Raw genomic sequence first — 14997 nt, 5'->3', positions numbered from 1 at the left:
ATTACTGTGCAACCAGTATCCGGATTCCCTTTTCGGAGAGAAAAGATTTTTCCTCTTCGGAAATGCCGGCATCGGTAATGAGCTGATAAACATCCTGAAACCGTAGATAAGCAACAGCTCCGGATTGACGAAATTTTGCAGAATCGGCAAGAATGTAGGTGTGATCTGCAGAGTTTGTCATTTCACGTACAGTATCAGTACGTGTCAGATCTTCTCCGGTGAATCCGAACTCTTTGGAAAAGCCATCGGTTCCGGTAAATATTTTATCTACATGAAACGCTTTAATAGCTTGTTTGGTAAGAGGACCGACCAGGGATCTGCCTTTTGGCTGTAAAGTACCGCCCAAAAGAATGATCTGGATATTGCTATAGTCAGCAACGTAATCGGCAAGATATACGGAATTGGTAATAATCGTAATGTTCTGTTTTGTTTTGGCAAGTTCTTCTGCGAAAAGTGCGCAAGTCGAACCAGATTCAATGATCAACGTCTCGCCGTCCTTTACAAGTGATGCGGCAGACTGTGCAATCTTCTGCTTGTTGTCATAATGAAAGGCCATACGGTAATTGATATCCCCGGGATCTTTTAGTACAGCATAACCGCGCTCTCTTTTTAAGATTCCGCGTCCGGACAGCGTGTCTAAATCCTTGCGGATTGTTACTTTAGATGTATGCAGATATTCTGCAAGTGTAGATACTTCGGTCTTGCCATGTTCCGTCATATATTCAAGTAATGCGGTATGTCGTTCTTTTGATGTCAAAATGCACACCTCCTTTAAGTTATGTGATTTCTACAGTTGTTATATTATCACTGAAAGTAACATAAGTCAATAATTGAAGTTACGTACGAAAGATAAAAAGTTTCAAAATATTTACAAGGAGATGACTATGTGGTATAGTAATAGACAGAGAAAGAGGAAAATAGGAGAAGGAGAGCGGTGAAATGGATAAATATTTAATCGCACATGATCTTGGAACATCGGGAGACAAAGCATCCTTATTTTCAATAGAGGGAAAGCTGGTAAAAAGCTATACGGCATCTTACAAAACGCATTATTTTCATAATAATTATGCAGAACAGGAGACGGAAGACTGGTGGGAAGCAATCTGCAGGTCAACAAAGGAAATTGTTAAGGACATAGAACCCGAAGCAGTTCTTGGAATTTCCTTTTCGTCGCAGATGCAGGCGTGTGTTGTGGTAGATGAAAAAGGAAATGCGCTGCGTCCGGTTATGATTTGGGCGGATCAGAGATCCGGAGAACAGATGGAGAAACTGACCGAAAAAGTAGGAGCGGACCGAATGTACGAGATTAACGGACATCGTCCGAGTGCAAGCTACAGTATCGAGAAGCTGATGTGGATCAGGGATCATGAAGCGGAAGTGTATCAGAATACATATAAGATGCTGCTGGCAAAAGATTATATTATCTGCAGACTGACAGGAAAATTTGTTACGGATTATTCGGAAGCTTCCGGAACGGATGCATTCGACCTTAAAGGAATGGAATGGTCGGAAGAAGTGCTGAGTGCTGCAGAAATTCCGGCAGATAAGATGCCTGAATTACATGCATCGACGGATGTGATTGGTAATTTGACTGCTCATGCAGCGGAAGAATTGGGACTTGCCGTGAATACAAAGGTAGTATGCGGAGGGGGAGACGGACCATGTTCTGCACTGGGAGCCGGAAGTACGGAGAATGGGCAGATGTTCCTGTCGTATGGCACCTCGGCATGGATCGCAGGAACTTCAGATGAAGTATTCCTGGACAAAGACCGCACATTAATCTGTTTTGGGCATGTAATACCGGGAAAATATATGCCTTGTGGTACCATGCAGGCAGCAGGAAGCTCTTATTCTTATATCCGCCATGCAATGTGTGGAGAGGAAGAAGTGACCGCAGAAAAAGAGGGGGTATCTATCTATGATGTCATGAACCGTCTGGTAGAACAGTCGCCGGCGGGAGCGAAAGGACTTGTATTCCTTCCATATCTTGTGGGGGAGAGAAGTCCGAGATGGAATCCGGATGCATCGGGAAGTTTTCTCGGAATCCGGATGGAGCATGAAAAGTGTGATTATATCCGTGCCGTACTGGAAGGGGTAGCCATGAATCTGGGTATAATCCTTGAAAAGCAGAGGGAGAACGGAGAGATCCAGGATCTGGTACTTACCGGAGGAGGAGCCAAAGGAGATACGTTGTCTCAGATACTGGCAGATGTGCTGGGTGTACGCCTGCACCGGCTGGATCAGGTGGAGACTGCAACTTCCGTGGCAGCAGCGGTTATTGCAGGTATCGGTGTAGGTGTGTTTAAAGATTTTTCTGTTGTAGATCAGTTTGTGAAACGGGAAAAGACATTTGTTCCGCGTGAAGAATATAAGCCGGTATATGATCATCAGAAAAAATTGTTTGAAAAAGGATATGAGTGTCTGTTGGATTATTACAAAATGTCTGCAGAAGAATAGAACAGAAACGGAAAGTATGTAAGATGTATATAAAGACATACAAAGAAAAGGAGGATATACAACATGAAACATGGAATTTATTACGCTTATTGGGAAAGTGAATGGGCTGCTGATTACAAATATTATGTGGAAAAAGTAGCCAGACTTGGATTTGATATTCTGGAAATCGGTGTAGGTCCGATTGCAGATTATTCTCAGACAGAGATCAAAGAATTAAGAAAATGTGCGGATGATAATGGTATTATTCTGACAGGCGGATATGGTCCGACATTTAATCATAATATGGGATCCTCTGATCCGAAGATCAAAGCAGAGGCGCTTGACTGGTATAAGCGGACGTTTGATGTAATGGGTGAATTGGATATGCACTGGCTTGGAGGTGCACTTTATTCTTACTGGCCGGTTGATTTTTCAACGGTAAATAAACCGGAAGACTGGAAATACAGTGTAGAGGGTGTACGGGAACTTGCTGATGCTGCAAAACCATATGGAATTGATCTTGGAATGGAAGTTATTAACAGATTTGAGACGCACATTTTGAATACATCGGAAGAAGGTGTGGAATTTGTAAAAGAAGTAGATAAAGATAATGTGAAAGTTATGCTTGATACATTCCACATGAATATTGAAGAGGTGAGTATCGGAGACGCAATCCGCCATGCAGGAAATCTTCTGGGACACCTGCATACAGGCGAATGTAACCGTATGGTACCGGGAAAAGGACGTATGCCTTGGAGAGAAATCGGTGATGCATTACAGGATATTAAATATGACGGGAATGTAGTTATGGAACCGTTTGTACGTATGGGTGGTCAGGTTGGATCGGATATTAAGATCTGGAGAGATATCAGTCGTGGGGCAAGTGAAGCAGAACTTGATGCAGATGCAAAACGATCAGTTGAGTTCCAGAGATATATGTTGGATTGGAAATAATCTGGTGTTAAAAAATAAGTGAGAAAACCGATGGAGTAGCTGATAACAGCTATTTCCATCGGTTTTTTAGACTCTGACATGCAAGAGAAGCAGCTGGAAGATTTTTTTGTGTTATACCGCAGGCAATTCATCAATAATCTGCTGCAAAACTTTCTCAACAGAATCCGTAACATGGGTTGCATATTTATCGATCCCAGGGGCGGCATTAGCCATAGCATAGCTTGTGCCGGCGGTCTTGAGCATTTCAACATCGTTGTACTGATCACCGAATACAACACAGTCCTTTGCATCGATATGCAGATGATCGAGCAGATTTTTCAGTGCACTTCCTTTGTTGGCTGTCGGACAGATAAAATCTACCCAGAGGTTACCGGAAGTAACCACTTTAATGTCGGAAGAAAACATTTCTTTTAAATGCTTTTCACATGCATCGGTTCCGTTGTAATCGCAGACCGCAATCTTAAGGATCGGTTCCGGAATCTCGCTTTTTGGATCATCAATGAATTTCATATGATTCTTGATGACATTTACCATGTGATTATAGAATTCCGGATTTTTCGAGGTGCTGTAGCAGACACGTTCGCCGGAGATAATGCAATTGTATTGTGGATATCTGGCAACTTCATCCAGGATACGGTAAGCAAGGTCGTGTTCGATGATCCCTTTGGAAATAGTCTCTTCGTTGTATATGCAAAGAGAACCGTTTTCGGCTATGTATGCGATATCATCCTGAACCGGAGTGAATAGCCTGCGCAGGTTCAGATACTGGCGTCCGCTGGCTGCTGCGAACAGGATTCCTTGTTCTTTTAATGTACGGATCTGGTCGAAAACGATGGGATTTACATCACGTGCGCCGTTTTGAAGTAATGTGCCGTCGAGGTCACTGGCGATTAATTTAACCATAAATAACTCCTTAGATAAAACATTTCTGAAAACATTGATATTTATTTCGCTACTAATTATAATATAAATGAGTAAAATATGAAAGACAAAGGTAGGAACAAGGATATGAAGATAGGGATTGCAAACGATCATTCGGCAGTAGACATGAAAAATGAGATTGTAGAATATCTGAAAAGCCTGGGATATGAAGTTGTGAATTATGGAACAGATACTTATGAAAGCTGCAATTATCCAGAGTATGGTGAAAAGATTGGTAATGCGGTGGCAAGCGGTGAAGTAGAGCAGGGGATTGCAATCTGCGGAACCGGTGCAGGGATCTCGCTTGCAGCGAATAAAGTAAATGGTATCCGTGCAGTAGTATGCAGCGATCCATATACAGCAAGAATGGCGAAAGAACACAACGATGCGAATATAATTGCATTCGGAGCACGTGTGATCGGTATTGAAACAGCGAAATGTATCGTTGATGAATGGCTGAACGCGAAGTTTGAAGGCGGAAGACATGCCGCGAGAGTGGACATGATCATGGATGTGGAAAAAAGAAATCATAATTTGTAAAACTAAAAAATATAAAAAGGCAGTACACGGAGTGATGATCTGTGTACTGCCTTTTGTCATTTATTTCTGATGAGATGCTTCATAGTCTCTGAAAGCATCTACCTTTGACTGTGAAGAGCATCCAGGAACAAATTCGTTCGTAAGGAAAGCATCTGTTAATTCTTCTCTTAATTAGGATTATTTTGAAAAAGGAAATGGCTGTGTGCTTGACAATATAAACAGATAGTGTAAACTTACTTATTAAGAGATAGTGTCATTATATAATGAAAGAGGAATGTGATGGAGAGACAGCAGAAGGCTTATAAAGGTGTAATTGATTACTTTAAAAAGAAGATTTTGGATGGAGAACTTCGTCCGGGGGAGAAACTGCCGCCGGAGCGGGATATCGCAGAACGGTTGAATGTAAGCCGTAATTCAGTGCGGGAGGCAATCCGTATCATGGATATGACAGGAGTAATTTCTTCGCAGCAGGGATCGGGAAATTATATTACCTGCGAATTCCAGAAAAGTCTTGCGGAGACGATGACGATGATGTTTGCTATGGATCAGATAGACTACAGGCAGATCAGTCAGATACGCCAGGCGTTGGAATGTCTGGCCTTTTCGCTTGCAATAGAGAATGCAACAGATGGTCAGATAGAAGAAATGGAGAAAGCAGTAAAGGAACTGGATCGGAGTCAGGATGATGTAAAGAATGCAGAACTGGATAAGAAACTGCATTATACGCTCGCACAGGCGTCGGGCAATATACTGGTGCAGGATTTTCTGGAGGCATGTTCCGGTGTGATCGATTCATTTATTCACGATATGCGTGCGGAAATTTTGCGTACGGAAGAGAGAAAGAATTTGTTGAATGAATGTCATAAAAAGCTGATAGAAGGGTTGAAAGAGAAAAATAAAGCAAAAGGCCTGGAGGCTTTGGAACATCATTTTACGTTGATCAATGAGATTTTGGAAGAACGGGAAAGATAGAAAAACAGAAGAACATTTGGCGTAATGTTTCATATTTTATAGCAGATGGGATTGGTTCCTGTCTGCTATATTTTTTGCCTGTAAAGAGGCAGAAATGAAGGGTCCCCTGATTTTATAAAAGATGATAAGAAAGGAACATAGCTATGGCATATTCGATCATGTTGGATGCCGGACACGGCGGTACAAAAGATCCGGGAGCAGTCTATAAAGGAAGACAGGAAAAGGATGACAATCTGAGACTGGTGCTGGCAATCGGAGAGATCCTGTCTGAAAGAGGACTGGATGTGAGATATACACGGACAACGGATGTCTATGAAACCCCTTATGAGAAAGCAATGAAGGCAAATAATGCAGGAGTAGATCTCTTTATTTCAATTCACCGGAATTCATTTCCTGCCGATAATGAGGTGGAAGGAGTTGAAAGTCTGATCTATGATCTGTCGGGACTCAAATACAAGATGGCACAGGATATCAATGAGCAGCTCGAAGGTGTAGGCTTCGTGAATCTGGGCGTGAAAGCAAGACCGGATCTGGTGGTTCTGAAACGTACAAAAATGCCGGCGATACTGGTAGAAGCCGGATTCCTGAATTCGGACACAGATAACCGTCTGTTTGATGATAACTTTGAAGATATCGCACAGGCAATTGCAGATGGGATTCTGGACACATTGGAAAGTAATGGGCTGATCAAAGAAGAAAAAGTTCCAGTGTACCGGGTGCAGGTGGGTTTGTTCCGGAATCAACGCTATGCGAACCGGCTGCAGAATGAACTTCTGGAGCAGGAGTATCCGGTGTACATTGACCGGTCCGGTCCGTATTACAGAGTCTATGTAGGAGAATTTGATAATTTAAATGATGCGGTACAGATGGAGCGCCGTCTGAAGCGGGCAGGATATCAGACTTTGATCGTGCAGGGGAAGATTTAACATAGATTTTTCATTGCCGGGGTATTTTATTTAACATAGCCTTTCTATACTTGAATCAGAAAAAGAGATAAGAGTAAAGATTCAAAAAACGGGAGGCGTTTAGAGATGAGATATCTGTGGAATATGTTGAATAAAGAATTTACAATAGAAGGGGCTGTCAGTGCCTTTCTGGTAATCAATATGATTGGATGGATGGCAGCAACGATGGGAGCAGGAATGCTGATCTGCAAATTTTTGGGATTTTCTATCACGGGTAATTTGGAAAATCTCATGTGTGCAGGAATCTACGGAGGATTGATCGTAGGATTGGTCGGGGGCAGCTTATATCTGTACGGGTTATACAAACACCACTCCATGGAATAGAAGATAAATTAAAAAGGGACTTGTTTTACAAAACAGTGTAGAACAAGTCCTTTTTTAGTTCCGGAATATACAGGAGGATATGATGGCGGATGGTATAGCAATTGACACGAGGATCATTTCATAATATTATGGAATTGCTTTGGGAGTGTTAAGACAACAATAAAATGTGTATGTATGAATAAAAGTAATAAAAAGATGGAGGAATAAAATGGCAGATAGATTACAGTTTAAAGAAAAGCTTGCGGGAGTACTTGCGCTTGCAGAAGATCAGAATGGAAAGATTACCGTAGATGAAGTGGAAAAGTATTTTGAAGAGGATGGACTTTCGCAAGAACAGATGAATCTGGTCTGTGATTACCTGTTATCGATGAAGATGGCGGTGATCGGTTATAAACAGGCCGGAGGTACGGTAAAAGAAGCGGAAAATGAAGAACAACAGCCATTAAGCCCGGACGAACAGAAATACGTAGAAGAATATCTGCGAAGTCTTGGCGATATGAATGAAGAGACACCGGAAGAGGTGCGCATGGCATATTATCTTCCGAAAGTGGTAGAAGAAGCGGTGAGACTGCATCATCCGGAAGTGTTTATCGGTGATATGATCCAGGAAGGAAACATTGTACTGATGCTGGCATTAAAAGAGATCCGGAAGGAAAAAGATGAAGAAGAGATTCTGAAACAGGTACGTGCCGGAATGCTGGCATCGTTGGAGTCGCAGACAGAAGTAAAGAGAAGAGATCATAAGATGGTTGAGAAAGTTACAGAACTTGATGAGACGATTAAGAGTATGAAAGAAGAATACGGACGTAAAGTCAGCGTGGATGAAGTTGCAGACAGACTTGGAATCAGCGAGGATGAGATCGAAGATATTCTGAAACTTGCCGGAGAAGAAGTGAAAGATGAAGAATAAAAAGGAGACGGGGATTAATCCTCGTCTCCTTCTTCATCTTCCGGTTTTGGTTCCGGCAGATATAAATGTACACTTTCAATTCTGTTTTTGTCTAATTTTTCTACAACCAGATGGATGTCGTCTTCGGTGGTGACGCCGTCGCCAATCTCAGGAAGCCGGTCCAGATGCTCGATAATGAATCCACCGACGGAATCATACTCTTCTGAGGTCAGATCAAGATCGAGCCTGTCATTTAAGTCATCCAGATTCGTGGAACCTTCTACGATATAATCGCGTTCACCAACCTGTTTGATAAAGTCTTCTTCGTTTTCGTCATATTCATCATGAATTTCTCCGACGATTTCTTCCAGGATATCCTCTAATGTGATTAGTCCGGAAGTTTCGCCGTATTCATCCAGAACGATGGCAATGTTAAAAGAAGCCTGGCGCATCTCCACAAGTAATTCGGAAATATTCTTATATTCGTAAGTGAAATAGGCCTCGCGCATAAAGTCGCGGATATGAAACTCTTTTTCTTTGTCATATAAGAGAAGATCTTTCATATTGATCGTACCGACAACATTGTCCGTTGTATCTTCAAAAATCGGAAGACGTGTGAATTTGTCCTCGCGGAAAATGTCGATCAATTCTTCGTAGGTGGCATTTACATCGGCGAACGTAACATGAACTCTTGGTACCATAACATCTTTCGCTTTCGCATCGCCAAGATCGAATACGTTATAGATCATCTCTTTTTCGTCAGATTCGATAACACCGCTTTCGTGGCTGACATCTACGATCGTACGGAGTTCGGATTCTGTCATCTGTTTATTTCCGGCATTCGGATCGATGTGAAGAATGCGGAGAATGATATCCGACAGCGTATTGATGATAAATACAAATGGTGTCATGACTTTGATGTACAGATTTATGGCCGGAGCATAACGAAGAGACATCTTTTCCGCATGCAGTGTAGCCATGGTCTTTGGTGTGATCTCTCCGAAGAGAATGATCAGTACAGACAGAACTGCACTTGCCACTGCCACCATAGACCCGCCAAGATTGTAAGCCAGGGTGGTAGTAAGGGAAGCGGCGGAAAGATTCACCACATTATTACCGATCAGGATTGCACTCAGCATCTTGCTGGTATCATCGGTAATACGCATAACGGTTTTTGCCCGCTTGCTGCCTTCGTCGGCAAGACCACGGATACGCATTCGGTTTACCGTTGTTAAAGCTGTCTCCGCAGATGAAAAAAATCCTGAAAGAATCAATAAAATCAATAGAATAATGAGTTGTATCGCGACACTCGTGTCCAATTGTATAATTCACTCCTTTAAAAAATAAATACTTGGCACTAATATACCGCATTTGAGGCAAATTTGCAAGTGTACGTTGAATTTACCGGGCGTTTAGTGTAAGATGTAAGTACTGTCTGAGGGCAGGAATTTTATGAACTGAAAATTCTGTATGATATAGTAGCGGTTGGAAGAAGAACAACCTGACAAAAAAGGTGGAGACAAGAATGAATCAGGAAATAGGAAAGAAATTATTGAGTATTTTAAAAGTGGAACAGGTAAAAAAGGATGAACCGATGAAGATTCACACAACATTCCGTGTGGGAGGTCCGGCAAGCTATTTTGTGACACCAGAGACGGAAGAAGAAGTTGCAAAAGTAATCGAGGTGTGCACACAGGAAAATGTTCCTTATTATATAGTAGGAAATGGAAGTAATCTTCTGGTATCCGATCAGGGATATGAAGGAGTGATCATCCAGATATATAAACAGATGAATCAGGTAGAAATTACAGAAAATGAGATTCACGCACAGGCGGGCGCATTGCTTTCTATGATTGCTAACCGTGCAATGGAAGCAGAACTTACAGGTTTTGAATTTGCGGCAGGAATTCCGGGAACACTCGGAGGAGCGTGTGTGATGAATGCCGGAGCATATGGCGGGGAGATGAAGGATGTACTGGAAACGGTAACCGTTCTTACCCGTGACGGGGATGTAAAAACGTTGACAAAAGATGAACTGGAACTCGGATACCGTACCAGTGTGATCGCAAAAAAAGACTATATTGTATTAAGTGCGGTGATCAGACTTGAGAATGGAAAAAAAGAAGAGATCAAAGCCGTTATGGATGACCTGAAGGAAAAAAGAATTACAAAGCAGCCGTTGGAATATCCGAGTGCAGGAAGTACATTCAAACGCCCGGAGGGATATTTCGCGGGAAAGCTGATACAGGATGCAGGACTTCGTGGATTTCAGGTCGGAGGAGCGCAGGTGTCTGAAAAACATTGTGGATTTGTAGTGAATAAGGATCAGGCAACAGCAGCAGATGTGATGAACCTGATGAACCAGGTGTCTGATAAGGTGTATGAAATGTCAGGAGTACGGCTGGAGCCGGAAGTAAAGAGACTGGGAGTGTTCTAAGATGAGATGTGTGATCGTTACCGGAATGTCCGGGGCTGGAAAAAGTACAGCGCTTAAGATGCTGGAAGATATGGGGTATTTTTGTGTGGACAATCTTCCGGTACCGCTGATTCCGAAGATGGCAGAACTGTTAAGCGTGCCGGGGACGGAGATCAACAAGGCTGCTCTTGGAGTAGATATCCGGAGTGGACAGAATTTTTATGAACTGAAGAAGATATTAAAAGAGCTGGACCGGTCAGGAACAAGATTTGAGATCCTGTATCTGGAATCCAGTGATGATGTACTGATCAAAAGATATAAAGAGACAAGACGATTTCATCCCTTATCCGGAAAAGACGGGAGAGTGGAAGAAGGAATTAAAGAAGAAAGAAAACGGCTGAAATTTTTAAGAGAGCGTGCAGATTATCTGATTGACAGCAGTCATATGCTGACAAGAGAGTTGCGTGCAGAACTGTCAAAGATTTTTGTGGAAAATAAAGAATATAAGAATCTGTATATATCCGTATTGTCATTTGGATTCAAATATGGAATACCGGCAGATGCAGACCTTGTATTTGATGTACGTTTTCTTCCTAATCCGTATTATATTGATGAACTGCGTCCGAAAAGCGGGAATGACAAAGAAGTCCGGGAGTATGTCATGGATAATGACAAGGCAAGAATGTTCCTTGCAAAACTGACGGATATGGTGGAATTCCTGATTCCGAATTATGTACAGGAAGGTAAGACACAGCTGGTGATCGGGATCGGATGTACAGGCGGAAAGCACCGGTCGGTAACGTTGGCGAATGAATTATATGAAGCATTGAGTAAGAATGATAATTATGGTATCCGTATCGAACACCGTGATATTGGAAAGGATGCTGTCACCAAAGCGAGGTAGAAAGTCAGATGTCATTCTCGGGAAAAGTAAAAGAAGAATTATTGGAACATTATGCCAGAGCAAGACACTGTGATATTGCGGAATTGTCTGCAATTGTTCATATGTGCGGAGCATTTGGATCGGGATACAAAGGAGTGTGCTGTCTTAAAGTACATACGGAAAATCTCGGGGTCGCAAGAAAATGCTTTACATTGTTGGAAAAAACGTTTAATATAAAGAATGATATCGTAGTCCGCAGAAATGCAGGAAAAGATAATTACAGTTATTACATTTATGCAAAAGGTGAAGAACTAATGGCGATCCGTGACACGATCGTACAGGCAGTCTGTTGTAAGAGAGCATATATCAGGGGAGCATTTATAGCATCGGGGTCTATGAGTGATCCAAGCAAGTCTTATCATTTTGAAATTGTCTGTAACGATATGCGTCAGGCAGAGCATCTGCGGGACATGATGAACAGTTTCGATGTAGATGCGAAGATTGTACAGCGTAAAAGAACATATGTAGTTTATCTTAAGGAAGGCTCACAGATTGTAGATATACTGAATGTGATGGAAGCCCACGTGGCTTTGATGGAACTAGAGAATGTCCGTATCATGAAAGAGATGCGTAATTCTGTGAACCGGAAAGTAAACTGTGAGACAGCTAATATTAATAAAACCGTATCTGCTGCAGTAAGGCAGATGGAGGATATTACATATATCAGAGATCAGATCGGTTTTGAGAAGCTGCCGGAGGGATTAAGAGACGTTGCCCTTACGCGTCTGGCATACCCGGAAGCGGCTTTGAAAGAGCTTGGTCAGCTAATGGCGAATCCTCTGGGAAAATCAGGGGTGAATCACAGGCTCAGGAAGTTAAGTGAAATCGCACAACAGTTAAGGGAACAGCAAGGAGGAGCAAGTCGTTATGATTAGAAAGCCTGTTACCATTCAGAATAATATGGACATGGAAGACCGTCCGGTGGCTCATCTCGTACAGGAAGCAAGCCAGTATGCGAGCCAGGTATATATTGTGATGGGAAGTAAAAAGATTAACGCAAAGAGTATTATGGGAATGATGAGTCTGAAACTTCAGAAAGGCGAAGATGTTACAATTGTAGCAGACGGTCAGGATGAAGATGCAGCCGTAAGTGGCGTGGCAACATTTTTAGGTGCATAACAATAATACAGGGAATATCCGGATGATGTGAGATAAAGGGGCCGTTGTGATGAGAGTTACAATAGCCTCTTCATTATTAAATTAAGAATTATATGAAAGATAAGGGAGGATGCATATTTTATGAAGCGTTTGCTTTTTATCTACAATCCACATGCGGGAAAAGAACTTTTAAAACCGAAGCTTGCAGATGTGATTGATATCTTTGTGAAAGCCGGCTATGAGGTTGTGGCATATCCGACGCAGGCGTATCGTGATGCGTATAAGAAAATTAAGAAATATGATTCCAGTGAATACGATCTGATCGTGTGCAGCGGAGGAGACGGAACGCTTGACGAGGTCGTAACCGGTATGATGAAACGCGACAGGGATAAGCGAGAGCCGATCGGATATATTCCGACCGGTACAACAAATGACTTCGCAAGCAGCCTTCATATTCCGAGAGGATTACTGGAGGCGGCAGACAATGCAGTAAATGGGGAAGTATTTGCCTGTGATGCCGGAAGATTTAATGATGATATTTTTGTCTATATTGCGGCATTCGGACTGTTTACAGATGTATCTTACCAGACAAAACAGTCTATGAAGAATGTTCTGGGACATCTGGCATATGTGCTGGAAGGTGCGAAACGTCTGTTCAATATTCCTTCATATAAGGTGAAGGTGACACATGATGATGAAGTGATCGAAGATGAATTCGTATATGGAATGGTTACAAATTCCAGATCCGTCGGTGGGTTCCGTAATCTGATCGGAAAACAGGTCGGATTCGATGACGGGGTTTTTGAAGTGACATTGATCAAGACACCTAAGAATCCGATCGAATTGCAGGAAATCATCGCTGCATTGATGATTGAGCAGATGGATTCCAAGTATATGTATACGTTCAAGAGTGGACGGATCATGTTCGAATCTATAGAGGAGATACCATGGACGCTGGATGGGGAATTCGGCGGCGAACACGATGAAGTTGTGGTCGAGAACCTGAATAAAGAGCTTCAGATCATGGTTCCGGGAACGCATGAAGAAGATTAAAAATCCCTGAATTGTAGAAAAAACTGAGAAATTTAAAAAAATTAAAAAAAGTACTTGCCTTTTTGCAAAATCCTTGCTATACTAGGCAAGTACCAAACGAATGGCTCCGTGGTCAAGCGGTCAAGACGCTAGCCTCTCACGCTGGAATCAGGGGTTCGATTCCCCTCGGAGTCACTGAGATCTGCAGATTCTTCTGCAGATTTTTTTTATCAAAGTGTTCAAAACAAGTCTGTTAAAAGTCCATTATTAATTTCATAGATATAATCTATAAGCAATCTTTTATATAAAGAAAAACAATTTCAATAAGCAGATAATAAATGATACTATGGAAGAAGTCGGAAAGGAATAGGAATTATGAAAGATCTTTTGATAGTATCTCATTGCATTTTGAATCATGCGGCAAAGGTAGAACAGGATGAAGCGGAACTGGCCGGAGAATATAAGATCCGGGAAGAGTTGCTGCAGCTTGTTTTAAAAAAAGATGTACAGTTATTTCAAATGCCCTGTCCAGAGTTTATCATGTATGGGTCTCAGAGATGGGGGCATGTAAAGAATCAGTTTCAACATCCATTTTATATTGAACAATGCCGGCAGATTCTTGAACCGGTTTTATTTCAGTTGCAAGAATATGCGCAGCATGTGGAAAAATTCCGCATTTTGGGGATTGTTTCAGTAGAAGGCAGTCCGAACTGTGGATATCATCTTACCTGCGAAGGAGAATGGAAGGGTGAGATTGGAACGGATGAAAAAAGAATACAGGACATTCAGAAGTCTCTGAAAATGACAGAAAAACCGGGTGTATATATGGAAGTACTGGAAGAAGAACTTCGTAAAAAAAATATGAAGATTCCTATTATGACGATGCAGGAAGCATTACAGCTGCTGAAAAACTAATGGTTGGAGAGAAGAGAGGAGAACAAAATGAAAAACAGAAAAGTCTATGTAACAACTTTTTGTGGTGTTGCAGTAGCAATGAACATTGTACTTGGAATTATCACATCGGCACTGGGTATCCCGTTATATCTGGATACACTTGGAACCGTACTTTCTGCGGCGATTCTTGGTCCGGTACCGGGTATCATCGTAGGAGCATTGAGCAATATTATTACAGGACTGATCTATAGCGTGTCGGATATCCCATTCTGTCTGGTAAATATGGCAGTCGGTCTGATCGTAGGTCTTGTGGCAAAAAAATGGAAATTCGGAATCGTTCCGGCAATAATTACAGGTGTTGCACTTAGTTTTATCTGCCCGGCGATCGGAACACCAATCGGAATCTATGTATATGGAGGACTGAATGGATCAGTTTCGGATATGCTGGTGATGTCACTGGTGCAGGGTGGAAAAACAATTTTTCAGGCTTCCTTCCTTAGAAATGTTGCATCAAACTTGATCGATAAGATCGGAACATGTGTTATCGGATATCTGCTCATTAAGGCAATGCCGATGAGATTTTTGGATAATTTTAAGAAAGAGGCATAAATCT

Annotated in this window: 17 protein-coding genes, 1 tRNA gene and 1 pseudogene; 15 read left to right on the top strand and 4 right to left on the bottom strand. The window is 42.0% G+C overall.

All coding sequences use genetic code 11. From position 1 onward, the window contains the following. Position 1: 1 nt before the first annotated feature. A complete protein-coding gene (locus OCV72_RS03340; protein ID WP_155515198.1) occupies positions 2 to 757 on the bottom strand; it encodes a DeoR/GlpR family DNA-binding transcription regulator in 756 nt (251 codons plus the stop codon). Positions 758 to 939: 182 nt separating this feature from the next. Between OCV72_RS03340 and xylB the strand changes: the two genes are divergently transcribed. Beyond that, positions 940 to 2457 carry a xylulokinase gene (gene xylB, locus OCV72_RS03335; RefSeq protein ID WP_055281922.1) on the top strand — a complete coding sequence of 506 codons (1518 nt, stop codon included), beginning with the start codon at positions 940 to 942 and terminating at the stop codon, positions 2455 to 2457. Positions 2458 to 2520: 63 nt separating this feature from the next. Beyond that, entirely contained in the window at positions 2521 to 3390 is an 870-nt protein-coding gene (locus tag OCV72_RS03330; protein WP_055281920.1) for a D-psicose 3-epimerase, read from the top strand. 111 nt (positions 3391 to 3501) lie between these two features. Here OCV72_RS03330 and OCV72_RS03325 read toward each other — a convergent pair whose 3' ends face one another. Further along, positions 3502 to 4293 carry a Cof-type HAD-IIB family hydrolase gene (locus OCV72_RS03325; protein WP_055281918.1) on the bottom strand — a complete coding sequence of 264 codons (792 nt, stop codon included), beginning with the start codon at positions 4291 to 4293 and terminating at the stop codon, positions 3502 to 3504. Between the two features lie 105 nt (positions 4294 to 4398). Here OCV72_RS03325 and rpiB point away from each other — a divergent pair, with 105 nt between their 5' ends. Further along, positions 4399 to 4851: a ribose 5-phosphate isomerase B gene (gene rpiB, locus OCV72_RS03320; protein WP_055282014.1), complete on the top strand. Its 453-nt coding sequence runs from the start codon at positions 4399 to 4401 to the stop codon at positions 4849 to 4851. 60 nt (positions 4852 to 4911) lie between these two features. On the opposite strand, the pseudogene OCV72_RS16850 reads toward rpiB, so the two are convergent. Beyond that, positions 4912 to 5022 (bottom strand): annotated as a pseudogene (locus OCV72_RS16850) (RpiB/LacA/LacB family sugar-phosphate isomerase); the annotation flags it as partial. Between the two features lie 108 nt (positions 5023 to 5130). On the opposite strand from OCV72_RS16850, the gene OCV72_RS03315 reads away from it, so the two are divergent. The 4 genes from OCV72_RS03315 (at position 5131) to OCV72_RS03300 (ending at position 8022) form a co-directional block, all read left to right on the top strand. Further along, complete coding sequence (locus OCV72_RS03315) at positions 5131 to 5823, top strand: FadR/GntR family transcriptional regulator (protein WP_055281916.1); 693 nt, start codon at positions 5131 to 5133, stop codon at positions 5821 to 5823. A 143-nt stretch (positions 5824 to 5966) separates the two neighbouring features. Next, positions 5967 to 6749: an N-acetylmuramoyl-L-alanine amidase gene (locus OCV72_RS03310; RefSeq protein WP_055281914.1), complete on the top strand. Its 783-nt coding sequence runs from the start codon at positions 5967 to 5969 to the stop codon at positions 6747 to 6749. 105 nt (positions 6750 to 6854) lie between these two features. Continuing rightward, positions 6855 to 7112, top strand: coding sequence for a hypothetical protein (locus tag OCV72_RS03305; RefSeq protein ID WP_028086422.1), 258 nt, complete (start codon positions 6855 to 6857; stop codon positions 7110 to 7112). Positions 7113 to 7320: 208 nt separating this feature from the next. Next, entirely contained in the window at positions 7321 to 8022 is a 702-nt protein-coding gene (locus OCV72_RS03300) for a sigma-70 domain-containing protein (protein WP_055281912.1), read from the top strand. A 14-nt stretch (positions 8023 to 8036) separates the two neighbouring features. Here OCV72_RS03300 and OCV72_RS03295 read toward each other — a convergent pair whose 3' ends face one another. Continuing rightward, a complete protein-coding gene (locus tag OCV72_RS03295) occupies positions 8037 to 9320 on the bottom strand; it encodes an HlyC/CorC family transporter (RefSeq protein ID WP_055281910.1) in 1284 nt (427 codons plus the stop codon). Positions 9321 to 9526: 206 nt separating this feature from the next. On the opposite strand from OCV72_RS03295, the gene murB reads away from it, so the two are divergent. From murB to OCV72_RS03255, 8 genes are all read left to right on the top strand, one after another. Continuing rightward, complete coding sequence (gene murB, locus OCV72_RS03290; protein WP_055281908.1) at positions 9527 to 10438, top strand: UDP-N-acetylmuramate dehydrogenase; 912 nt, start codon at positions 9527 to 9529, stop codon at positions 10436 to 10438. 1 nt (position 10439) lies between these two features. After that, positions 10440 to 11321: an RNase adapter RapZ gene (gene rapZ, locus OCV72_RS03285; protein WP_055281905.1), complete on the top strand. Its 882-nt coding sequence runs from the start codon at positions 10440 to 10442 to the stop codon at positions 11319 to 11321. A gap of 8 nt (positions 11322 to 11329) precedes the next feature. Continuing rightward, a complete protein-coding gene (gene whiA / locus OCV72_RS03280; protein WP_055281903.1) occupies positions 11330 to 12235 on the top strand; it encodes a DNA-binding protein WhiA in 906 nt (301 codons plus the stop codon). Continuing rightward, a complete protein-coding gene (locus OCV72_RS03275; protein WP_028086428.1) occupies positions 12228 to 12479 on the top strand; it encodes an HPr family phosphocarrier protein in 252 nt (83 codons plus the stop codon). Before whiA ends, OCV72_RS03275 begins: the two co-directional genes overlap by 8 nt. Before the next feature lie 120 nt (positions 12480 to 12599). Then, positions 12600 to 13511, top strand: a complete 912-nt coding sequence (locus OCV72_RS03270) for a diacylglycerol/lipid kinase family protein (RefSeq protein ID WP_055281900.1) — start codon at positions 12600 to 12602, stop codon at positions 13509 to 13511. A gap of 102 nt (positions 13512 to 13613) precedes the next feature. Next, positions 13614 to 13685, top strand: a tRNA-Glu gene (locus tag OCV72_RS03265). A 180-nt stretch (positions 13686 to 13865) separates the two neighbouring features. Next, positions 13866 to 14405, top strand: coding sequence for a CD3072 family TudS-related putative desulfidase (locus OCV72_RS03260; protein WP_055281898.1), 540 nt, complete (start codon positions 13866 to 13868; stop codon positions 14403 to 14405). Positions 14406 to 14432: 27 nt separating this feature from the next. Then, on the top strand, positions 14433 to 14993 hold the full coding sequence (locus OCV72_RS03255; RefSeq protein WP_055281895.1) for a CD3073 family putative ECF transporter S component: 561 nt from the start codon (positions 14433 to 14435) through the stop codon (positions 14991 to 14993). Positions 14994 to 14997 lie beyond the last annotated feature (4 nt).

This window comes from Dorea amylophila, from assembly GCF_025567265.1.
Taxonomy (GTDB): Bacteria; Bacillota; Clostridia; order Lachnospirales; family Lachnospiraceae; genus Dorea_A; species Dorea_A amylophila.
Note: the sequence above shows the minus strand (reverse complement) of the source record. Positions and strands in the feature narration are given on the sequence as shown.